Origin of the sequence: Chloracidobacterium sp. D, assembly GCF_018304685.1 — a bacterium.
In the GTDB taxonomy this organism is placed as follows: Bacteria; Acidobacteriota; Blastocatellia; order Chloracidobacteriales; family Chloracidobacteriaceae; genus Chloracidobacterium; species Chloracidobacterium thermophilum.
Genome location: NZ_CP072634.1, coordinates 2,400,069 through 2,419,441 on the forward strand (window position 1 = coordinate 2,400,069; position 19,373 = coordinate 2,419,441).

Consider the following 19,373-nt stretch of genomic DNA (forward strand, 5'->3'; position numbering starts at 1 on the left):
GCCGCCTACTCAAAACGATACTTTTCAATGCGGGCCAGGCCGCCGGTCGTCCCCACAAACAGGGCGTCGGGACGAACCGCCAGCGCCGTGACGTTGGCCGAAGGCAGCCCGCTCTGCCAGATATGCCATTGCCGCCGCCGAAGGTCATACACCAGCAGACCACGGTCGAGTGTTCCGACGTACAGCCGCTCGCCATCCGTCGCTATGGCGTTGAGGTTGACTTCGATGCCTTTCGTTTCAGGAAAGCGCACTATGTCACCATTCGGATGCAGGGCACAGACGCCGCCGCCGTAGGTCCCGATGTAGAGCAGGCCGTCCACACTCAGAAGGGCGCTAATCCAGTTGGCGGGAAGTTCCGCGTTGTCGGTGCGCCACGTCCGCACCACGCGCAGCCCGTCGAGTTTTGCCAGTCCGCCGAGCGTCCCGATGTAGAGCCGGCCATCATGCACGGCGCAGCAGTACAGGTAGTTGCTTGGAAGCCCGTGAAAGGCTGTCAGACTGCGGCCGATGCCATCCTGCCAGAGGGTCAGTCCCTTGGCTGTGGCCACAGCCAGCGCCGCCGGGCCGCTTCCGCCATTGACCGGACACAGGTGTGAGACGGCATTGCCGATCAGCATGGACGAGGCGGTATCGTAGCGCCGTACCACGCGGCCGTTGGACTCAAAAGCCACAATTCCCTGCGAGGTTGCCGCCAGCATCGGCGACAGACGCGACGTGGCGCACAGGTAGTTGATTTCGCGTACGGTTTCATCCTGCACGTGGCGCAGCACGTCGCCGGTTTCGGGGTCCAGAATGTCCAGCCCCTGCTCGAACGTGCCGACCCAGAGCCGTCCGGTGGCATCAAAGGCCAGGCTGGTCACATGGCCGGACTTCAGACGTTGCCTCGGACTTCCCGGACGGTCAAACCGCTCCCATTCAAAACCGCCATTGGCTTTGGGAGACACCACCTGCACTCCGTCTGGCGTGAGCGCCAGCAGCCGCTCGCCGACAACGGCCAACCTGACCTGACGGGGTGCCTTCGCCGACGCCTGGGCGGGAGACAGGCGCGCGGCGCGCAACATGGCTTCTGTCATCGGCTGGACTTCGACCACGCCGCCAACCACCAGACCGGCGTAGAGTTTGCCCTGATGCACGGCCAGCGAGCAGACGTTGGCCTGGCGCGAAACCAGTTCGAGCTGTTCGTCGCGCGTCAGCCGCGCGATGCCGGCGTCGGTTGCCACGTACAGATGCCCGTCATGCCAAGCAAAGTCTGTCACGTGGGGGGAGGGCAGCCCGCTTGCCGGAGGCAGGTGTTGCAGACTGCCCTCCCGCCAGATGAACAGCCCCTGCGCCAGTGTGCCGACGTACAGGCGCGTCCCCTGGGCATGCAGCGCGGTGATGCCGGTCATCCGCGTCGCCTGCGACGGCTGAAAGCGTTGGGCGAACACGCTGCCGTCGAAGTCATACAGGCCGCCGTCGAGCAGCCCGATGATCAGGTAGTCTGGCGTAGCCAGCAGACAACTGACGTGGACGGCCGGCGGACGGCGAAACTCGTGCCGGATGAGTTTGGTGCCGTCGTATTCGAGCAGGCCCGCCGCGCGCGTCCCGATAAAGAGCCGATCACGAAAGACGGCCAGCGCTGTCAGGGCGTGGTCGGGCAGGCCGTCAGCCGGCGTAAGCTGGCGGACTATCCTGCCATCGGCGGACAGAATCAGCAGCCCGCCGTCGGTTGCGGCGTAGAGCTGTCCGCGAAACTCCACCAGCGCGTGGATGTCGGAAGTGTCGAGCCAGAGCACAACACCGCTGGTGTCCGGCGCAGAGAGCGGCAGCGAACGGATGTCCGGCTGCCCGGCCGCGGCCGCCGCCAGCCGTACTTCCCGGACGGATTGCCGGGCCGACCACCAGAACCACACCCCGGCCGCGGCCACGAGCAGGACGGTCAGCCCCAGCGACAGCCACAACGTACGTGACGACAGGGAGCGTATCACCACAGACACTCACTTGCGTTTGAAAATGCCGCGTAATACATTTGAAACCTCACCGCTTCACGAAACCTTCTCTCGTCCCTCGCTGGTTTGCACCCTGTCCTGGTTTCGATGACCATCGCGATCGTCCTATGCAGTTCTCACCAAGGAGAATACACCTATGAGCCTTGCCACGTTGGAGTCGCTCAAACAACATCTGTTCCAAACCAACGCGGAGTATCGCAGCCTCGTCCGTGAACACCAGCGCGCCGATGCCCGCTTACAGGAAATTCTGGCGCTGCCTCATCCCCGCCCCGATGAACTGGAAGAATCCGCCCTGCTCAAACGTCGTAAGCTGTACCTGAAAGACCGGATGGAAGAAATTTTACGGCAAGCCCGAGCAGCCGTATAGCCAGCTTTTGACCCTCTTCCCCAGCGAGGGGCATGCGCTTTGCGCGGAGCGCCGCCTGTCACAGGTGGCGCTCCGTCGTTTTTGGTGTCGCCTGTGCTATAGGTTACGTGCGCCCGGCGCTTCGCCGGGCAGTCTGCCCCACGGGCAGCCATTTCACAGCGAGGCCGACCATGACAGCGCCACGACGGGAACGCATCCGTTTGCCCAGGCTGCGGGCAGCCGACTTTCAGCACCCACTGGACGTGGCGGCCCTGGATGCCGTCAAGCAGGCGCGGGGGCTGGACTTCATCATTCGCAAACTGAACGAATATGGCTGGGAACGCTGGTTCCGGGTGACGAACATCGCCGACAACGTGCGCGTCACGCCCCGGCAGTGCAAGCGCATTCACGACCTGCTCCGTGAAGCCTGCGCTATTCTGGCCCTGCCGGAGCCGGAGCTGTATCTCGACCAGGACCCGATTCTCAACGCCTACACGTTTGGGACGGAACAGCCCTTCATCGTACTTCAGTCCGGGCTGGTGGATTTTCTGTCGGAGGACGAGCTGCTGGGTGTCATTGCTCATGAACTGGGTCATATCAAGTGCGGCCACGTGCTGTACAAGATGATGGCCAACTTCCTCTCGATCATCATCGAGCGGATTGGGGAAGCGACCTTTGGGCTTGGCTCGCTGGTGGGAACGGGTCTTCTGCTGGCGCTGTATGAATGGGACCGCAAGGCTGAACTTTCCTGTGACCGGGCGGGGCTGCTGGTGGTTCAGGACCTGGACACCTACCTGACGCTGCTGCTGAAGCTGGCCGGGGGGAGTCGGGCGGTTTTCGACCAGCTCAACGTCGAGGAATTCCTGCGTCAGGCTGAGGCCTACGAAGAACTCGACCGCGACCTGCTCAGCCGGGTGTACAAGTTTTTGCAGGTGTACCGGCGCACGCATGCCTTCCCGGCCGTACGCGCCAGGGAAATCAAGCAGTGGGCGGAAACCGGTGCCTATGCGTCCCTGCTGGACGGCAGCTACTGGATGCGTCCGATGCCGCCCGATGACGTGCCGGGCCGGGCGTGGTCTCCGGCGGACAGCCCCGGCCCGCCGCCGACGGGTGGCGCGGTGGTACTGCCGGTCTGTCCGGCCTGTGGTGCCGGGCAGGTCGATCCCCAGGCGCGGTTCTGTTACCAGTGTGGGCATCCGATGGACCGGCCGGCGGCCAGGTCAGCCCTGCCGCCACCGTTGCTGGCAGAAACGGGGCTTCGTTGCCCCAACTGCGATGCGGTCATCTCGAAAAGCGACGTGTTCTGCCCGGTCTGCGGCTTGAACACGCAACTTGGATAAAGCCAGCCCTCAGCCGCCAGGTCGAAAGCGATGCGCGAAATCAAAACCGAACTGCTTCAGGGAGACTGCCTCGATGTGCTTTCCGAAACGTTCCCGGACAACACCTTCGATCTCATCATCACCTCGCCCCCCTACGCCGACAGCCGGGCAAAAACCTACGGCGGCATTCACCCGGATGACTACGTGGAGTGGTTTCTCCCGCGCGCCGAGGAATTCCGGCGTGTCCTGAAACCGAGTGGGACATTTATCCTGAACATCAAGGAAAAGGTGGTTGACGGCGAACGCCATACTTACGTGTTGGAACTTATCCTGGCGCTCCGCCGACAGGGGTGGCTGTGGACGGAAGAGTACATCTGGCACAAGAAAAACTGCTATCCCGGCAAGTGGCCCAATCGCTTCCGGGATGCCTGGGAACGCTGTCTGCAATTCAACAAAAGCAGGAAGTTCAAGATGTTTCAGGATGCCGTCCGTGTTCCGATGGGAAACTGGTCCGAGACACGCTTGAAATCACTCGGCAAAAATGATGTGGTGCGCTTTGATTCCCGTGTAGGCAGTGGTTTCGGCAAAAATATTGCCAATTGGCTGGGCCGCCATCTGGCCTATCCGACAAACGTACTTCATCTGGCGACGGAGACTGGAAACAAACAGCATAGTGCTTCATTTCCACTGGCCCTGCCGGAATGGTTTATCAGGCTCTTTACCGAAGAGGGTGACTGGGTCCTTGATCCATTCGTCGGTTCAGGAACGACCTGTGAGGCGGCGCAGAGGCTTAGGCGTAACTCAGTCGGAATCGACATCAAGTCAGAATATATAGACTTGGCACAAACACGTCTCCATCCAGTTAAGATGACCTTGTTTGAGCTTGGTGAAGACTATGGCATCAACGACGAAAAAAAAGCTCATAAAGAAGAAGCTGGCTGATTATATTGAGCAAAATATCGTTTCTTTTCATCAGGCTCGAAAACAAAGTCTCGAACAACTGAAATTAGAAGATATTCTTCGAAGGAAAAACCCATACCTGTACCGTGCGAAAGACATACAAACAGCAGAAGCCCTTGTAAGAAGCATCCTTGATGCACACCTGTCCTCACAGGAAGAGTCTATGTTCGGAGGATTTCTGGAAGGATTGGCTATCTTTGTTTGCAGTCAAGTTCACGGGGGACGCAAGTCATCGGCCACAGGCATTGATCTGGAGTTTGAAAAAAATGGAAAACACTACATTGTTTCAATAAAGTCAGGCCCAAACTGGGGAAATAGCCAGCAGATTGCTCGGATGATTTCCAATTTCAAAAATGCCAAAAAGATTTTGCAGCAAAACTCCCAAATAACATACGTTGAAGCAGTAAATGGTTGTTGCTATGGACGTTCTGTAAAACAACACAAAGGTGACTATATCAAGCTTTGTGGCCAGGCATTCTGGGAGTTCATATCAGATGAGGAGACACTCTACATTGATATTATAGAACCACTTGGAAAAGGGGCATATCAACCTAATCTACAAGTGCAAAAGCTTTACAACCAACTGGTAAATAAAATGACCGCAGAATTGCTACAAAAATTCTGCAAAAGTAATGGAAAATTGAACTGGGAAGAGATTTTAGCCTATAACTCCGGTAAATAACCCTTCTAACTTTGATATGTAAGATGGTTTCAGACACTTATGGTCTCTTACCTTTTTATGGAGACTTCTTTAAATGTCAGAGCTACTTGAACGGATTACGGCCAATCCCAAGCAGTGTACAGGGCGTCCATGCATTCGCGGTATGAGAATCCGGGTGTCTGATGTTCTGGATTTGTTTGCAGCAGGGCTGAATTCTGAACAAATTTTACAAGAGCTGCCCGATCTGGAAATGGATGATTTGAGGGCCGTGCTTACCTATGCGTCGCGTAAACTTGATCATCCCGTACTCATTGCCTGACCACGATTTACCCACGATAGAGTGAACACCAACCAAGGTATCTGAAACACCGCGATGCTGGCCAAGCGCATCATTCCCTGCCTCGATGTCAACGCCGGGCGGGTTGTCAAAGGCGTCCGCTTCCTCGATCTCGTGGACGCCGGCGACCCCGTTGCCCAGGCGCGGCGCTACGATGCCGAAGGCGCGGACGAACTCGTTTTTCTCGACATCACCGCCTCATCCGACCGCCGGGCGATTGTCACCCAGATGGTACGCGCCGTGGCTGATGCCGTGTTCATTCCCTTCACGGTCGGCGGCGGCATCCGTACCGTGGACGACATGCGCGCCATTCTCCTCGCCGGCGCCGACAAGATTTCCATCAACACGGCCGCCGTCCAGCAACCACAGCTCATTGCCGAAGGCGCGCTGAAATTCGGCAGCCAGTGCATCGTCGTCGCCATTGATGCCCGGCGCATCCCGGAGACAAACCCGCCACGCTGGGAAGTCTTTCTGCACGGCGGACGTACTCCGACGGGCAAAGACGCCATTGCCTGGGCCATCGAAGCCGAACGGCTGGGCGCCGGCGAAATCCTGCTGACCAGTATGGACCGCGACGGCACACAGGACGGCTACGATCTCGAACTCACCGCGCAGGTGGCCGCCGCGGTGTCCATTCCGGTCATTGCTTCAGGCGGCGTGGGGAAGCTTGAACACCTGCATGCCGGTTTGACCGTCGGCGGGGCCAGCGCTGCGCTGGCCGCTTCCATTTTTCACTTCGGGCAGCACACCATCGCCGAGGCCAAAGCCTACCTGCACGCGCGCGGGGTGTGCGTCCGGCAGGTCTGACCGCCGGGCGCATCAGCCGCCGGAGCCGGAACCGGCGCAATCGCACCCAGAGCGTCCAGTTCCGCCTGCTTGGAGCGCACGAGGTCATAAACGGCCGTATCCAGCCAGGCACGGGTTTGAAACCGGGGATACACCGCCAGACGCGGACGCAGTACAAAACCCCACGCCGCCAGTTCGGCTGCGTAGCGCGCCGGAGCCAGCCAGGGGGCATCCGGGTTGATCTGGTCCGGTTCCGGCGAAATACCGCCCAGGTCACGCGCTCCGGCCAGCACCAGTTCCCGCCGGTCGGCAGCCTCTGGCACGAGGTTGGGCGGAATCTGGATGACGATGTCCGACGGCAGAATGGCGCGCGCCAACCGTACGACGGCGGCCAGCGTTGGAACGTCCGGCCCCGTCCAATCCGCCATGGCCGTTCCCGGATGGGGAACGAACGGCTGAAGGATGACCTCCTGAATGTGTCCGTACTGGTGATGCAGTTCGGCAATCGCCTCCAGCGAGGCTTCGCGGTCGGCCGGTGTTTCACCGATGCCGATGAGCAGACCCGTTGTAAACGGCACCTGCGCCCGTCCGGCCGCAGCCAGTGTCGCCAGCCGCAGGTGGGGTGCCTTTCCTGGCGCATGCTGATGGGCTGGCTGCCGGAGCAGCTCCCGGCTGGTTGTTTCCAGCATCATGCCCATCGAAACACAAACCGGGCGCAGACGGCGGAATTCTTCCTCTGTCTGATTGCCGATGTTGATGTGCGGCAGCAAACCCTGTTCGAGCGCCAGCCGGCACACGGCGGCCAGATAGTCGTGGTAGTCCCGGAAACCCCAGGCAGCCAATGTTGCCCGCAGGCGCGGAAAGACCATGACGCCTTCGCCGCTCATAATAAGCACTTCATGACAACCAGCCTGTTTTCCGCGAACAAAACAGCTCGCCGCTTCTTCGAGGGAAGCCAGCGGGGTCGGGCGCGCGAAAGCGCAGTAGCCACAGGCAAAAAGACAACTGTAGGTGGGAATGAACGTCAGGCTGTGCGAGCAGGTGACGACTTCCAGCCGGTGCGGTTCCGAACCGGAGGCTTCCCAACCTGCGCCGGTGCCTTCCAGGCCTGTGGGCTGGGAACCGCCCCGTTGCATCTTTTCCGGGCGTGCGTATGCTGAAACCAAGTCAACCATCCTGCCGTTGGCGTGCCGGACCATAGCGGGTCACGCAATGGCTGAAATGTGAGGGATGCCTATTTCCAAGGTCGAAGGTAACACACAAGGTCTCAAATCCAGTCAGGTCAGGCGGCTCGAACGCCTGCTTGCGCGCCGGGTTCCGCCACGGGACATCATCACTCCGGAGTTGGCGCGGCAGATGACGGAACTTTCGGCTGAAATCCGGCGGCAGGTCGGCGTGCTCATCAGCCGGCACGGACAGGTCGAATGTGTCATGGTCGGTGACGCCGGTAGCATCGTCATTCCCGACCTCAAGCGGGTGCGCGTCGGACAGGGGCGTTTTCGCGGGTTGCGGTGTCTGCACACGCAGCTTTCCGGGCCGGGGCTGACCCGCGACGACCTCAACGACCTGGCATTGCTGCGTCTCGATCTCATGGGCGTCATCAGCGTCGGCGACAACGGCCTGCCAAACTGGATTCACGCCGCCCATCTTCTCCCCGCCACCGATGCTGTCACGGACGATACAGCAGAACCTTGGGCCTACTTGGACAAAGTGCACCCCGGTCAGCTCCAGGTGGATTTCCTCGACCTCATCGAACATCTCGAAGCCGAGTTTGCCCGCACCCGGCGGCTGCGGGACGCGCGTGACCTGCGGGACCGCGCCATGCTGGTCGTGGTCACGACCGGGGCGCTGGCAGACGCCGAAGCCTCCATGGAAGAACTCGTCGAACTGGCGGAATCGTGCGATCTGGTCGTGGTGGACAAGCTCATCCAGCGGCGACGCGAACTCGACCCCAAAACCCTGCTCGGCAAAGGCAAGCTGCAGGAAGTCATCATCCGCAGCCTCCAGCATGCGGCCGATGTCCTGCTCTTTGACCAGGACCTGTCTCCAGCGCAGGTACGGACCATCGAAGCGGCAACCGACCTGAAAATTCTCGACCGCACCCAGCTCATTCTGGACATCTTCGCCCAGCGCGCCCGCAGCCGCGAAGGGAAAGTTCAGGTCGAACTGGCGCAGCTCAAATACCTGTTGCCGCGTCTGGCCGGACACGGGGCGGATATGTCCCGGCTGGCCGGCGGCATCGGCGCCCGTGGGCCCGGCGAGACGAAACTCGAAGTGGACCGCCGCCGGGCCCGCGACCGGATTGCCGACCTGGAAAAACTCATCACGAGCCTGCGCAGCCAACGCCAGACACGCCGTGCGCAACGTGACCGGCAGCAGTTGCCAGTGGTTTCCATCGTCGGCTACACCAACGCCGGAAAGTCCACCCTGCTCAACACGTTGACCTCCAGTGAGGTCGTGGCCGAGCGCCGCATGTTTGCCACCCTCGACCCCACAAGCCGCCGGCTCCGCCTGCCGCGCGACCGCGACATCATTATCAACGATACCGTCGGGTTCATCCGGGACCTGCCACCCACGCTGATGGCAGCTTTCAAGGCGACGCTCGAAGAAATCGAAACTTCCGATTTGCTCCTGCACCTGGTGGACATTGCTGCTCCCGACTACGAACGGCGCATCGCCGCCGTGGAGGACATCCTGGCGCAACTGGGGCTTTCGCACCTGCCACGCCAACTTGTCTTCAACAAGGCGGATCTCCTTCCGGCCGAGCAGGTCGCAGCGCTCTGCGTCCGCCATCAGGCAATTGCCATCGTGGCTTACGACCGGGCAACGCTGCCGCCGCTATTGCAATCCATAGATGCCTGGCTTTCTTCACCTGGCAACCGGGAAGCAGGCGTGGGCGCCGGATATGCCCCCTGGGAACCGGTTGGCAACGCCAGCGCGCTTGTTTCCTGAAGCACGTTCCCGACGGGTACTTTTGCCCTCAAGCCGGTGGCTGCCTGCTGCCCAGGCCTGAAACGTCGTCAAACGCCACAAAATGACTTTTCTTGATTGCACCTATGATTCAGCTATGATGCGCGCCTTGTTGCGCGATTCCTACCTTTGCTGGGCGATGTGACTTTCTTTTATCGTGTTACGTTTCATGTTCCGGTCTTTTCCATCATCCGTTTTTCCTCTTCACGCCGCCTGGGCCGTCCTGACCCTGGCGGCCTGGCTGTTCTGTGGGGTGGTGATGACCACGCCGGTCATGGCCCAGGGAGGACTCCAGGCCGATGCCATGCAGGACCCCCTCCAGCCGCAACTCATTGAAGACGTGCAGTTCCGGGGCAACCGCCGGATTCCTACTGACACCCTGCGCCTGTACGTCACCATGAAACCGGGCGACCTCTACAGCGCCGAGCAGGCCCAGCGCGACTACCAGGCCGTTCTCGCCCAAGGCTTTTTTGACCCCCTGCGCAGCAATGTCACCCTCGAACCGGGCAATACAGGCGGCGTCATCGTCGTCTTCAACCTGACCGAATATCCGGTCATCCGGGACATTCAGTACGAAGGATTGAAGTCCATTCAGCTCAGCGATGTGCTGACCCGCTACAAAGAAAAGCGCATCTCGCTTACCAAGGACTCCCCCTACGATCCCGTCCAAGTCAAGCGGGCAGAAGCCGAACTCAAGACCATGCTCAGCGAACGTGGCCGCCCCAATGCCATCGTGACGGCCGAAATCGAGGACGTATCGAAGACCTCCATCATCATCATCTTCAATGTGGACGAAGGCGCGCGCGTCCGGGTCGCCAAAATTGACTTCGAGGGCAATCAGGTCTTTTCGAGCCGCACGCTCCGCAAGCAGATGAAATACACCAAACCGTCCGGCTTTCTCACCCGCTTCACCTCCAAGGATGTCTATTCACCGGAGAAGTTCGAGACGGACATGCAGTTGGTGGCGCAGTTCCTGCGTGAAAAGGGCTACCTGCGCCCGACGATTGGCAAGCCTCGCATCGAGAACATCGGCAAGGTCGGCGGCGGCATCCCGCTTATCAGCAAAAAGTCCGACGGACTGCGGATTGTCGTCCCGATTGACGAGGGCATCCGCTACCGGTTTGGGGAGATCACCACGGAAGGTTCAACCATTTTCACACCCGAACAGGTGCTGCTCATTTCAGGGATGCGCAAGGGCGACATCGCCAGCGCCAAAACCATCCGGGAAGGCGTCTATGAGCGCCTCAAAAAGGCCTATGGCAGCCGGGGTTACATTCAGGCGGATGTCAACGTCCAGCCCACCTTCAAGCCACCCGCCCCCGGAGAATCCGAAGGCGTCGCGGATTTCACCATTTTCATCGAGGAAGGTTCGGTCTATACCATCGAGCAGATCGAGTTTTCCGGCAACAACACGACCCGCGACAAGGTGCTGCGGCGCGAACTGCTCGTCAGCGAAGGTGAGCCGTACAATCAGGAACTGATGGAGTATTCCATCCTGCTGCTCAACCAGCTTGGCTACTTCGACGAAATCAAAAAGGAAGACATCCAGACGACGACCGACGAACGCCGCAAGACGGTCAACGTCGTCATCAAGGTCAAGGAACGTGGACGCCAGCAGATTCAGTTTTCTGGCGGTGTTTCCGGCATTGGCGGCTCGTTCATCGGCCTGACCTACACGACAAACAACCTGTTTGGCTACGGACAGAGCGTTGCGGTGGACATCCAGGCCGGAAACCTCTTTCGCAACATCGCCCTGTCGTACAGCGATCCCTACTTCCTTGACCGCCGGATTGGGTTTGGCGTTTCGGTCTTCAGTCAGCGTTTCCGTTATGCCAGCGGCATCAGCGGCGCGGCCATTGCCAGCGGCTTTTTCAACAGCTTCACCGGACTGGACGAGCGAAACCTCTTTACTCAGGACACCACCGGGGCTTCGCTATCGCTTTCCGCTCCGCTGGCCGTACTCACCAACCGGTTTCCCAAGTTCAGCCGCGTCTCGCGGATTGGCGTCAGCTACAGCTACAGCCGCTCACGCATTACCGATCCGCCGGTCAACCGTGACAACAACCCCGACAACGACATCATCGTGACCTTCGCGCAGCCGGGCATCACGATCAGTTCCCTGACACCCTCGTTCGTCTATAACACGGTCAACAATCCCATCAACCCGACGAACGGGCGCAACTTCACCCTCAGTTTCACCTGGTCGGGCCTGGGCGGACGGGTCAAGAACCTGGCCCCGGTGCTCGAATACCGTGAATTCCGCCCCTTCCGTTTTCTGGGGCAGGGCATCGAAAAACCGGCCGTGCTGGGCATGCGCTTCCGGGCGGCCCACGTGAGCGCCTACGGCACGCCCTTTGACAGCAACTCGCTGGCTTTCATCGGCGGCGTTCCCCAGTTCAACCGCTTCTATACGGGCGGCGAGTTCGAGATTCGCGGCTACGGGATTCGTACGATTTCACCGGTTGCCCCCATTGAGGACCGCCGGACAACGACGGACGTCCGGGTCGTGGATGCTCTGACCGGACAGGTGCTGCAACCGGGCCTGCAGGTCAGCCCGACGGTCATTCAGGAATACACCTACACGGACAAGCTCTTTCCGCTTCCGCCTGGCTCTTTCCAATTCATTCCGGTTGGCGGCGACTCCCAGTTGTTGCTGAACCTTGAGTATCGCATCCCTATTGTCGGGCCGCTTTCGGTAGCCCTATTTGCCGATGGCGGCTCGGTGTTCAACCTCCGCTCCCTGAGCGATCAGAGCATCCGCGCGCGGGCGCTGCCGGCTACGCTGGGTTCGACGCCCGATTCACCCGTGCCGGGCCCCATCATTCTGCGCCCGGACGGCACCCGCCTTGACGGCACCCGTCCCAACGATCCCAATCCCAGCGGCCCCCTGCCGGATGGCTTTCGGGTGGCGTTCGTTCAGGCCCAGCAGGCTTCCCGGACGCAGGTCAACCTGAGCCAGACGCTGGGCGGCATCGGGCGCAACTTCCGCGCCTCGCTTGGAGCCGAGTTGCAGGTCAACCTGCCGGTGTTACAGGTGCCCTTCCGCCTGATTTTTGCCTATAACCCCGGCGCGAAAACCAACGTCTTTGACCCACGCCAGCTTGGTATCATTGAAGAACGTGGTGTCATCCGCTTTACTGTCGGGCGAACGTTCTAGGGTGGCGTGGTTTGCTTCCGTGCCGACCTTCCTGGTTACTGTTTTGTGAAGGATACAGCTTATGCCCCTGTTTGCATGTCTTGCGTTGAGCCTCCTGCCTCCGGTTGGCGAAAGCCTGCCGGTGTCCCCCGCCATCACAACTGAACCACCTGCACCACAGGCGGCCCCGGCTCCGCCCCGCATTGCGGTCGTCAACACCCAGGCGTTTGGTGAACTCATCAACGAATACCGGCAGCAGGTCGTGACACTCCAGACCGAGTTTCGCCCGACACTGGATGCTATCCAACGCTTAGGGGCCGAGATTCAGGCCGAAGAAGACGCGCTTCAGCGTCTGGCCGACCAGCTTGCGCCCGATGTGCGCCTCAAACGCACCGATGACCTCGAACGCAAGAAAAAGGACTTCAAACGGCGGCAGGAAGACCTCAACGAAGCCGTCGAAAAGCGGGCCGCGATTTTGCTCAATCCCGTCCGCGAAAAGATTTCCAAGGCGCTCGAAGCCTATGCCAAGGAGCGTGGCATTCACATTCTGCTCGACGTTGTCACGGCGGCCGAAGCCGGAGGACTCGTCTATCTCGCGCCCGGCATGGACATTACCGAAGACTTTGCTGCCCGCTATAATCAGAACAACCCGGTCACGAAGCCGGCAGCTTCCCGCTAGTCAATGGTTTTGTGCGCCCATAGCTCAGTTGGATAGAGCAACTGCCTTCTAAGCAGTAGGTCGTAGGTTCGAGTCCTACTGGGCGCACTGCATCCGCTTCAACCAGTCCCGGCCGGCACCGGAGAACCGTCGCCGGCCCCAACCAGAGAAAGCCATTGGGCAGGCTTTCCTGTCCGGTCAGGTTGCGGGACGGGCCGCAACCTCACGCTCATAGCCAACCACCTCCCATGTCACGCCGGCTCGCTGCTTTTCTGCTTGGCTTTTGGTTGTTTGGCGCGTGGCCGCTGCCCCAGGCGGCCCTCCTTCCCACGGACCTTCCCAAGTCCGTGCCCATGCTGGCCGAGCAACCGCTGGCTGACTTCCAGGCGCGGCGGGCGCGCCTGCGGGCGCAGTTGAAGGACGGGATCGTGCTTGTTCCCGGACGGATCGAAACCTCACTGGGCGTGAGTGAGAAATTTTTTCAGGACGAAAACTTTTTCTACCTCACCGGCGTGGAAGCGCCGGGCGCAACGCTGCTGCTCACTCCGGTTCCCTACCAGGGCGCGCAGGAAATCCTGTTTCTTCCGCGCCGCGACCCGCAGATGGAACGCTGGACGGGCCCCCAGCCGGGACCGGATCAGGAAGCCGAGCAACGCTTTGGCATGGAAAAAGCCCTGCCGACCGATACGCTCTCCCAAGTGTTACGGGAAATTGGGGCCGCACTCCCGGACGGCAGCAAAATTTACCTCATCGCCAACCCGCAGGAGACGCAAGAACGGGCCGTCCGCACACTGCTGGAGCTGGTGCAGCAAACTGTCCCGGCACTTCCCATCACTGATGCCCGCTCGGCCGTCAATCTCATGCGCATGTGCAAGACACCGGCTGAGGTGGACCTGCTGAGGAAAGCCATCCGCATCACCGGCGCGGCCTTCCGTGATATTCCCAGACACCTGACGGTCGGATGCTACGAGTATGAAATCGAGGCCGTCGTTCTGGCCGCCTTCTACCGTAACGGTGCGGAGCGGCCGGGCTACCCCTGCATTATCGGGAGCGGGCAGAATGCCACCATCCTGCACTACAACCGCAACCGGGACCAGATTCGGGATGGCGATCTCGTGGTCGTGGATGTCGGTGCACAGTACCGGGGCTATACGGCTGACATCACACGTACCTTTCCGGCCAACGGCAGGTTCAGCCGGCGGCAGCGCGAACTCTACGAACTCGTCCTGGCAGCGCAGGAAGCGGCGGTCAAAGCCTTTGTACCCGGCAAAAGCCGGATGAGTGACCTGACCAGGGCCGCCCGGGAGGCGATGCGTTCCAGCCCGCTGCGTGCCGGCAACAACCTGACCCTGGACAACTTTTTCATCCACGGGCTGGGGCACTTCATCGGCCTCAACGTTCACGACGTGGGCGACTACGGGCAGCCACTTCCGCCGGGGAGCGTCATCACCATTGAGCCGGGGGTTTACATTCCGGCCGAACGCATCGGCATCCGCATCGAAGACGACTACCTGGTGACGGAGACCGGACTGGTCAAGCTTTCCGGCGACATTCCTTCGCGCCCGGAAGCCATCGAGCAGGCTATGCGCCAGGCGCACCGGCTGCCCCGTCAGCGGGATTCAGTCAAGGATTGAGTTCGATGGCCGGCGGCGGTCATACCGGATGCTGACGCGCTGCCCCGGCCAATAGCGGTTTTCCCGCCCGGACGTATCCACCACGTCAAACGACTCGTACTCGACACTGGCCACTTCGTACCGGTAGCGTACCAACGTGCCCTGGCCTGCCGGGCGGATGTCGAGCACTTCACCTTCGATGATGCGACCAGACTGACGTAACCAGCGTCGCCGGGCGGCTTCCGGGTCTTCCCGGCCCAACAGACGCTGCCACCAGCTCCGCCAGCGGCTCAGCGTGCCTTGGGAACGTACTTCCGCCATGGCCAACCATCCGGTGTGGCTAGTTCTCAGAGCCCGGGGTTGCCGGGACGAAGACTCCGTCCCGAAGCACCAGGTCATCCGCCGTGCCAAACTCGCCATCCGCCCCCGCCGAGACAATGCTGTACTGGGTCAGCAGCGGTGTGGTCAGCGGACTGGTCGCCGCCAATGCACCCGTGGGCTGGTAGCGCAGCTTCTTGCCCCACGCATCCGTCACCAGGTTGGGCGCCAACCCTGCCGTCCGCAGTTCCTGAAGCTGAGGCGAGGGCAGTGCCCCCCGCTGCTTCTGGTAGGCCTGAATCGCCAGGGCAAGTTCGAGCATCCGCGCCCGGCTGGCGGCGCGGGCACGTTCCTGCTCGTCAGCATACCACCGCGCAGCCCGGTAGCCGCCATACACCAGCAGCGCCGGCAGCACCAGACTGGACAACACCACGCCAGCCTGTGCCCAGCGCAGACCGCCGAAGTGCGCCGGTTCGCGCCGCGCCCGGCGGGAGGCCCTCAGACTCACATAGGCACCGAGCAGCGCCGGGACAATGAGCCAGGGGGTAAAGAAACTTCCCAGCCCCAGAATGGCACAGGCGAGGCCGCACACTGCCTCTCCCACCCGTGGCAGGGCGACAATTTCATCCGTCTGTGGCGCGGCGATGGCGCGCGCGCCGCAGACACAACCAGCCTGTAAGTCTTGATGTTTCCGACCACAGCAAGGACATACCATCGTTGCCGGTTTCCTCCTCCGTCGCTCCGGGCCGGGATGCGGTTTTGTTTTCATCTGGCGTCTTTCGCCCTCCGCATAACTCGCGTTAAAGCGCCTGCTAGGTAGCCCGGTACCAGGAGGGCGCCTGTTTTTTGGCCAGTGCCGGTTCCCATACCCCATCCTGTTCCGGCGCGGCCGGTGTGGTCGGCTCAGCCGGGGGCGTGTCGCCAGTCATGTCCAGTCGCCGGGCTTCCAGATAGGTGTGGTACATCCGGTGCACGACCGTCCAGTGGGACAACACGGCCAGCACCCACAGCACCGCCCGCATTTTGTGCAGGAACGGGTTGTCTTCCGGGCCGATTTCAGTCAGCGAGCCGATGATGATGAGCACCACCCGTTCCGGGCGCTCCAGAAAGCCGACCTTGCACTGCTGGATGAGATTTTCCGCCCGCGCGCGGGTGTAGCTGACCAACACCGAACCCAGCAGCGCAATGCCCGCGAGTGTGACGTAGAGCGTACTGTGCTGGGGCGTATTCCGCGCATAGAACACCATGATGCCGATCAGGACGATGACATCCGAGTAGCGGTCGAGCACCGAATCAAAGAAGCCGCCAAACCGTGTCACCCGTCCGGTGAGCCGCGCCACCCGTCCATCGAGCATGTCGAACAGATTGGCCACGATCATCACCAGTCCGGCAATGAAAAAGTGACCCCACCCATAAAGGACAGCACAGCCGATGTTGATGAGCAGCCCGATGAAAGTCAGCGTATTCGGGTTGGGAAAGATTCGGGCAAGGTAGCGAACCAGCGTGTCCAGAACCTTTGTGCCAGCACTGCCAATGCGTTCACTAAGCATGAAGCCGCTGGAAACCTTTCTCCGCCAGGATGACCGTCCGTCTGACCCGTAAACGATTGAAAATGACAATCCAGCCTATGTTGCCCCCAACCTGGCTGTCAAGAAACGGGCTGACCGAATCACGGGCCCTACCGGATGGGTTCACGCAGCGCCTCCGCCAGCCAGGTGTAGCGTCGGGCGGCTTCCACCTGCCGCACGGCCAAGCCAATGGCACGGGTTGTTCCCAGCAGCACCGCCGTCCGTTTGGCGCGCGTCAGCGCCGTGTAGAGCAGGTTGCGGCTCAGCACCGGAAACGCCTGCGTATGCAGCACAATCACCACCGCCGGATACTCCGACCCCTGGCTTTTGTGGACGGAAAGGGCAAAGCCGTGGCTGAGTTCGTTGACATCCGCCCAATCATAAGTGATGCACCGCCCGTCGTAATTCACGGTCAGGGTTTGATCCTCAAGCTGGATGTCCACGATGCGCCCGATGTCGCCGTTGAAGACTTCGCGGGTGTAGTTGTTGACACGCTGCACGACCTTATCCCCGACCCGGAAGCGGCGTCCCAGACGCTCGATTTCAGGCTGCCCCGGACGCAGCGGATTGAGCGCCTGCTGTAAGCGCCGGTTGAGTTCGACGGCGCCAATCTCCCCCCGGTTCATGGGCGTCAACACCTGGATGTCGTTCACCGGGTCGTACCCAAAACGCCGGGACAGACTCGCCACAACCTGTTCGAGTCGCGCCTGGATGTCTGCCGGGGTGTCGGCCGCCACGAAATAGCAGTCGGTGGTTGTCCTGCCATCCGGTCGGATAAGCTGGGGAAACTGTCCCGTACGAATCCGGTGGGCATTCTGGATGATGGCGCTGCCCTCAGCCTGGCGAAACACCTGGGTCAGACGGCAGACCGGCACGACTCCGGCGGCAATGATGTCACCCAGCACCCGGCCCGGGCCGACGGAAGGCAACTGGTCCACATCCCCCACGAGCAGAAGCCGTCCCCGCGCCGGCATGGCCTTGAGCAGCGCCGCAGCCAGTGGGGCGTCGAGCATCGAGGCTTCGTCCACGATGACGGCATCCGTGTCGAGTGGGTAATCGCTGTCGTGGGTGAAGCGTCCCCGGGCCGGATCGTAGGCCAGCAGCCGATGCAGGGTACGCGCCTCGACGCCGGTCACTTCGGAAAGCCGCTGGGCAGCGCGTCCGGTCGGTGTCGCCAGCTCAACCCGCAGCCCAAGCCAGCGGAACAAACCAACGATGGCCCGCAACGTCGTTGTCTTGCCACAGCCGGGGCCGCCCGTAACCACTGCCACGCGCTGCGTTGCCGCCGTCAGCACGGCCTGCTGCTGCTCCGGCGACAGTTGCAGCGACTCCCTGGCCGCGTAGGCGTCCAGCCACTGCCGCGCCGGTGCTTCCAGTTGGGTCAGGGGACGCAGGGTGAGACCACGCAGCAGCCGCGCAATATGCTGCTCGGCATAAAACAGGTACGGCAGGTGATAACTCGCTTCCAGCACGTTAGGCGGCGCGGGCGGACGGGCCACCAGTTCGGCCTCGGCGGTCAGAGTTGCCAGGACAGCGTGCAGGCGCTCGGCATCAGTCACGCCCAGAAGCGTTTGCAGGGAGGCGAGCAGCCGGCTTTCTGGCAGAAAACAGTGCCCCTGGTCGGCGGCTTCCTGAAGCACGTGGAGGCAGGCCGCCCGCAGACGCATTTCCGCATCCGGCGCTATGCCCAGATTGGCCGCAATCGCGTCGGCGGTTTTGAAACCCACCCCGTAGATGTCCCGCGCAAGCTGGTAGGGATTTTCGATGACGGTCTGAATCGCACGGGCCCCATACTGCCTGTATATCTTGGCGGCATAGTGGGTGGAGACGCCATGCGACTGCAAAAACAGCATCACGTCTTTGATAGCGCGCTGTGCTTCCCAGGCCTGTGCAATCAGCTCAACGCGCTTGCGGCCGATGCCGGGCACTTCGCTCAGGCGGTGGATGTCCGTCTCGATGATCTGCAATGTGGCTTCCCGGAAGTGGGCAACGATGCGCCGGGCCGTGACAGGGCCGATCCCTTTGATGAGACCGGAACCCAGGTATTTCTCGATGCCGGCCAGCGTTGCCGGCTGGGTGACTTCGTGCTGGGTAGCTTTGAATTGCGGGCCGTGCGTGGGATGGGTCGTCCAGAACCCGGACAAACGGAGCGTCGCCCCTGGCGACAGTGCCGGGAAGTACCCGACCACCGTTACGGCCTCACGCTCACCGTTCACCCGGAGGCGCAACACCGTGTAGCCTGTTTCCGGGTTGGTATAAGTCACACGCTCGACGGCACCAACGAGAACCGAAGGCGGCCGGGAGTTGTTCATCACGGGAGATCAACCCAGACGTCGCCCTGTTCAACCGTCGCAGGAAAGGTCATCAGCCTTTTGGGTGCCAGCGGGTTGCTGGTGCATTCACCCGTCGCCACATCAAATGACCAGTGATGCCACGGACAGGTCACTTCCGTCCCGATGAGCACCCCTTCGTGCAAGGACGCCCCCATGTGCGGACACCCTGCCTCACTGGCATGAATGCGGCCGTTGCAGTTGTAAATGACCACCTTGTGCGACGCTAACGCAAACAGACGCATCTGCCCCGGACGTACCTCGGTCAGTGCGGCAACTTTGACACGCGGCATGGATGAACTCCCTGACAAACCCCAAAAACGACAACGCCCCGGTTGCCCGAGACGTTGTTGAACAGGCGTTTCCCAAAGCGGGATAAGCCG

The 19,373-nt window shown here is 61.2% G+C and carries 17 protein-coding genes and 1 tRNA gene; 11 read left to right on the plus strand and 7 right to left on the minus strand.

What is annotated here, in order from left to right; translation table 11 throughout:
* Window positions 1-5: 5 nt before the first annotated feature.
* Window positions 6-1,970 (minus strand): ligand-binding sensor domain-containing protein, encoded by a 1,965-nt coding sequence (locus J8C01_RS10160; RefSeq protein ID WP_211431836.1) that lies wholly within the window; start codon window positions 1,968-1,970, stop codon window positions 6-8.
* Between the two features lie 154 nt (window positions 1,971-2,124).
* Here J8C01_RS10160 and J8C01_RS10165 point away from each other — a divergent pair, with 154 nt between their 5' ends.
* The 6 genes from J8C01_RS10165 (at window position 2,125) to hisF (ending at window position 6,418) form a co-directional block, all read left to right on the plus strand.
* A complete protein-coding gene (locus J8C01_RS10165; RefSeq protein WP_211431837.1) occupies window positions 2,125-2,355 on the plus strand; it encodes a DUF465 domain-containing protein in 231 nt (76 codons plus the stop codon).
* Window positions 2,356-2,525: 170 nt separating this feature from the next.
* Entirely contained in the window at window positions 2,526-3,674 is a 1,149-nt protein-coding gene (locus J8C01_RS10170; protein WP_211431838.1) for a M48 family metallopeptidase, read from the plus strand.
* 30 nt (window positions 3,675-3,704) lie between these two features.
* Entirely contained in the window at window positions 3,705-4,595 is an 891-nt protein-coding gene (locus tag J8C01_RS10175) for a DNA-methyltransferase (protein ID WP_211431839.1), read from the plus strand.
* Window positions 4,549-5,295 carry a PmeII family type II restriction endonuclease gene (locus J8C01_RS10180; RefSeq protein WP_211431840.1) on the plus strand — a complete coding sequence of 249 codons (747 nt, stop codon included), beginning with the start codon at window positions 4,549-4,551 and terminating at the stop codon, window positions 5,293-5,295. The genes J8C01_RS10175 and J8C01_RS10180 overlap by 47 nt, the downstream gene beginning before the upstream one ends.
* Before the next feature lie 73 nt (window positions 5,296-5,368).
* Window positions 5,369-5,593, plus strand: a complete 225-nt coding sequence (locus tag J8C01_RS10185) for a DUF433 domain-containing protein (protein WP_211431841.1) — start codon at window positions 5,369-5,371, stop codon at window positions 5,591-5,593.
* Between the two features lie 54 nt (window positions 5,594-5,647).
* Window positions 5,648-6,418, plus strand: coding sequence for an imidazole glycerol phosphate synthase subunit HisF (gene hisF / locus J8C01_RS10190; protein ID WP_211431842.1), 771 nt, complete (start codon window positions 5,648-5,650; stop codon window positions 6,416-6,418).
* Here the strand turns inward: hisF and cofG are convergent.
* Window positions 6,379-7,563 carry a 7,8-didemethyl-8-hydroxy-5-deazariboflavin synthase subunit CofG gene (cofG, locus tag J8C01_RS10195; RefSeq protein ID WP_211431843.1) on the minus strand — a complete coding sequence of 395 codons (1,185 nt, stop codon included), beginning with the start codon at window positions 7,561-7,563 and terminating at the stop codon, window positions 6,379-6,381. The genes hisF and cofG overlap by 40 nt on opposite strands.
* A gap of 64 nt (window positions 7,564-7,627) precedes the next feature.
* Between cofG and hflX the strand changes: the two genes are divergently transcribed.
* The 5 genes from hflX to J8C01_RS10220 all read left to right on the plus strand — a co-directional run bounded on the left by hflX (window position 7,628) and on the right by J8C01_RS10220 (window position 14,795).
* Window positions 7,628-9,349, plus strand: coding sequence for a GTPase HflX (hflX, locus tag J8C01_RS10200; protein ID WP_211431844.1), 1,722 nt, complete (start codon window positions 7,628-7,630; stop codon window positions 9,347-9,349).
* A gap of 277 nt (window positions 9,350-9,626) precedes the next feature.
* Complete coding sequence (bamA, locus tag J8C01_RS10205; RefSeq protein ID WP_211431845.1) at window positions 9,627-12,524, plus strand: outer membrane protein assembly factor BamA; 2,898 nt, start codon at window positions 9,627-9,629, stop codon at window positions 12,522-12,524.
* Window positions 12,525-12,585: 61 nt separating this feature from the next.
* Complete coding sequence (locus tag J8C01_RS10210; protein WP_211431846.1) at window positions 12,586-13,182, plus strand: OmpH/Skp family outer membrane protein; 597 nt, start codon at window positions 12,586-12,588, stop codon at window positions 13,180-13,182.
* Between the two features lie 13 nt (window positions 13,183-13,195).
* Window positions 13,196-13,269: transfer RNA gene (locus J8C01_RS10215), tRNA-Arg, on the plus strand.
* Between the two features lie 140 nt (window positions 13,270-13,409).
* A complete protein-coding gene (locus tag J8C01_RS10220; RefSeq protein WP_211431847.1) occupies window positions 13,410-14,795 on the plus strand; it encodes a M24 family metallopeptidase in 1,386 nt (461 codons plus the stop codon).
* On the opposite strand, the gene J8C01_RS10225 is transcribed toward J8C01_RS10220, so the two are convergent.
* The 5 genes from J8C01_RS10225 to J8C01_RS10245 form a co-directional block, all read right to left on the minus strand.
* Entirely contained in the window at window positions 14,781-15,095 is a 315-nt protein-coding gene (locus J8C01_RS10225; protein WP_211431848.1) for a DUF3592 domain-containing protein, read from the minus strand. The genes J8C01_RS10220 and J8C01_RS10225 overlap by 15 nt on opposite strands.
* Window positions 15,096-15,114: 19 nt before the next feature.
* Entirely contained in the window at window positions 15,115-15,807 is a 693-nt protein-coding gene (locus J8C01_RS10230) for a hypothetical protein (RefSeq protein ID WP_211431849.1), read from the minus strand.
* 97 nt (window positions 15,808-15,904) lie between these two features.
* Window positions 15,905-16,642, minus strand: a complete 738-nt coding sequence (locus J8C01_RS10235; protein ID WP_014100545.1) for a CDP-alcohol phosphatidyltransferase family protein — start codon at window positions 16,640-16,642, stop codon at window positions 15,905-15,907.
* A 128-nt stretch (window positions 16,643-16,770) separates the two neighbouring features.
* Window positions 16,771-18,972: an SF1B family DNA helicase RecD2 gene (locus tag J8C01_RS10240; RefSeq protein WP_211432723.1), complete on the minus strand. Its 2,202-nt coding sequence runs from the start codon at window positions 18,970-18,972 to the stop codon at window positions 16,771-16,773.
* Window positions 18,972-19,283 carry a Rieske (2Fe-2S) protein gene (locus tag J8C01_RS10245; protein WP_014100548.1) on the minus strand — a complete coding sequence of 104 codons (312 nt, stop codon included), beginning with the start codon at window positions 19,281-19,283 and terminating at the stop codon, window positions 18,972-18,974. Before J8C01_RS10245 ends, J8C01_RS10240 begins: the two co-directional genes overlap by 1 nt.
* Window positions 19,284-19,373: the final 90 nt, after the last annotated feature.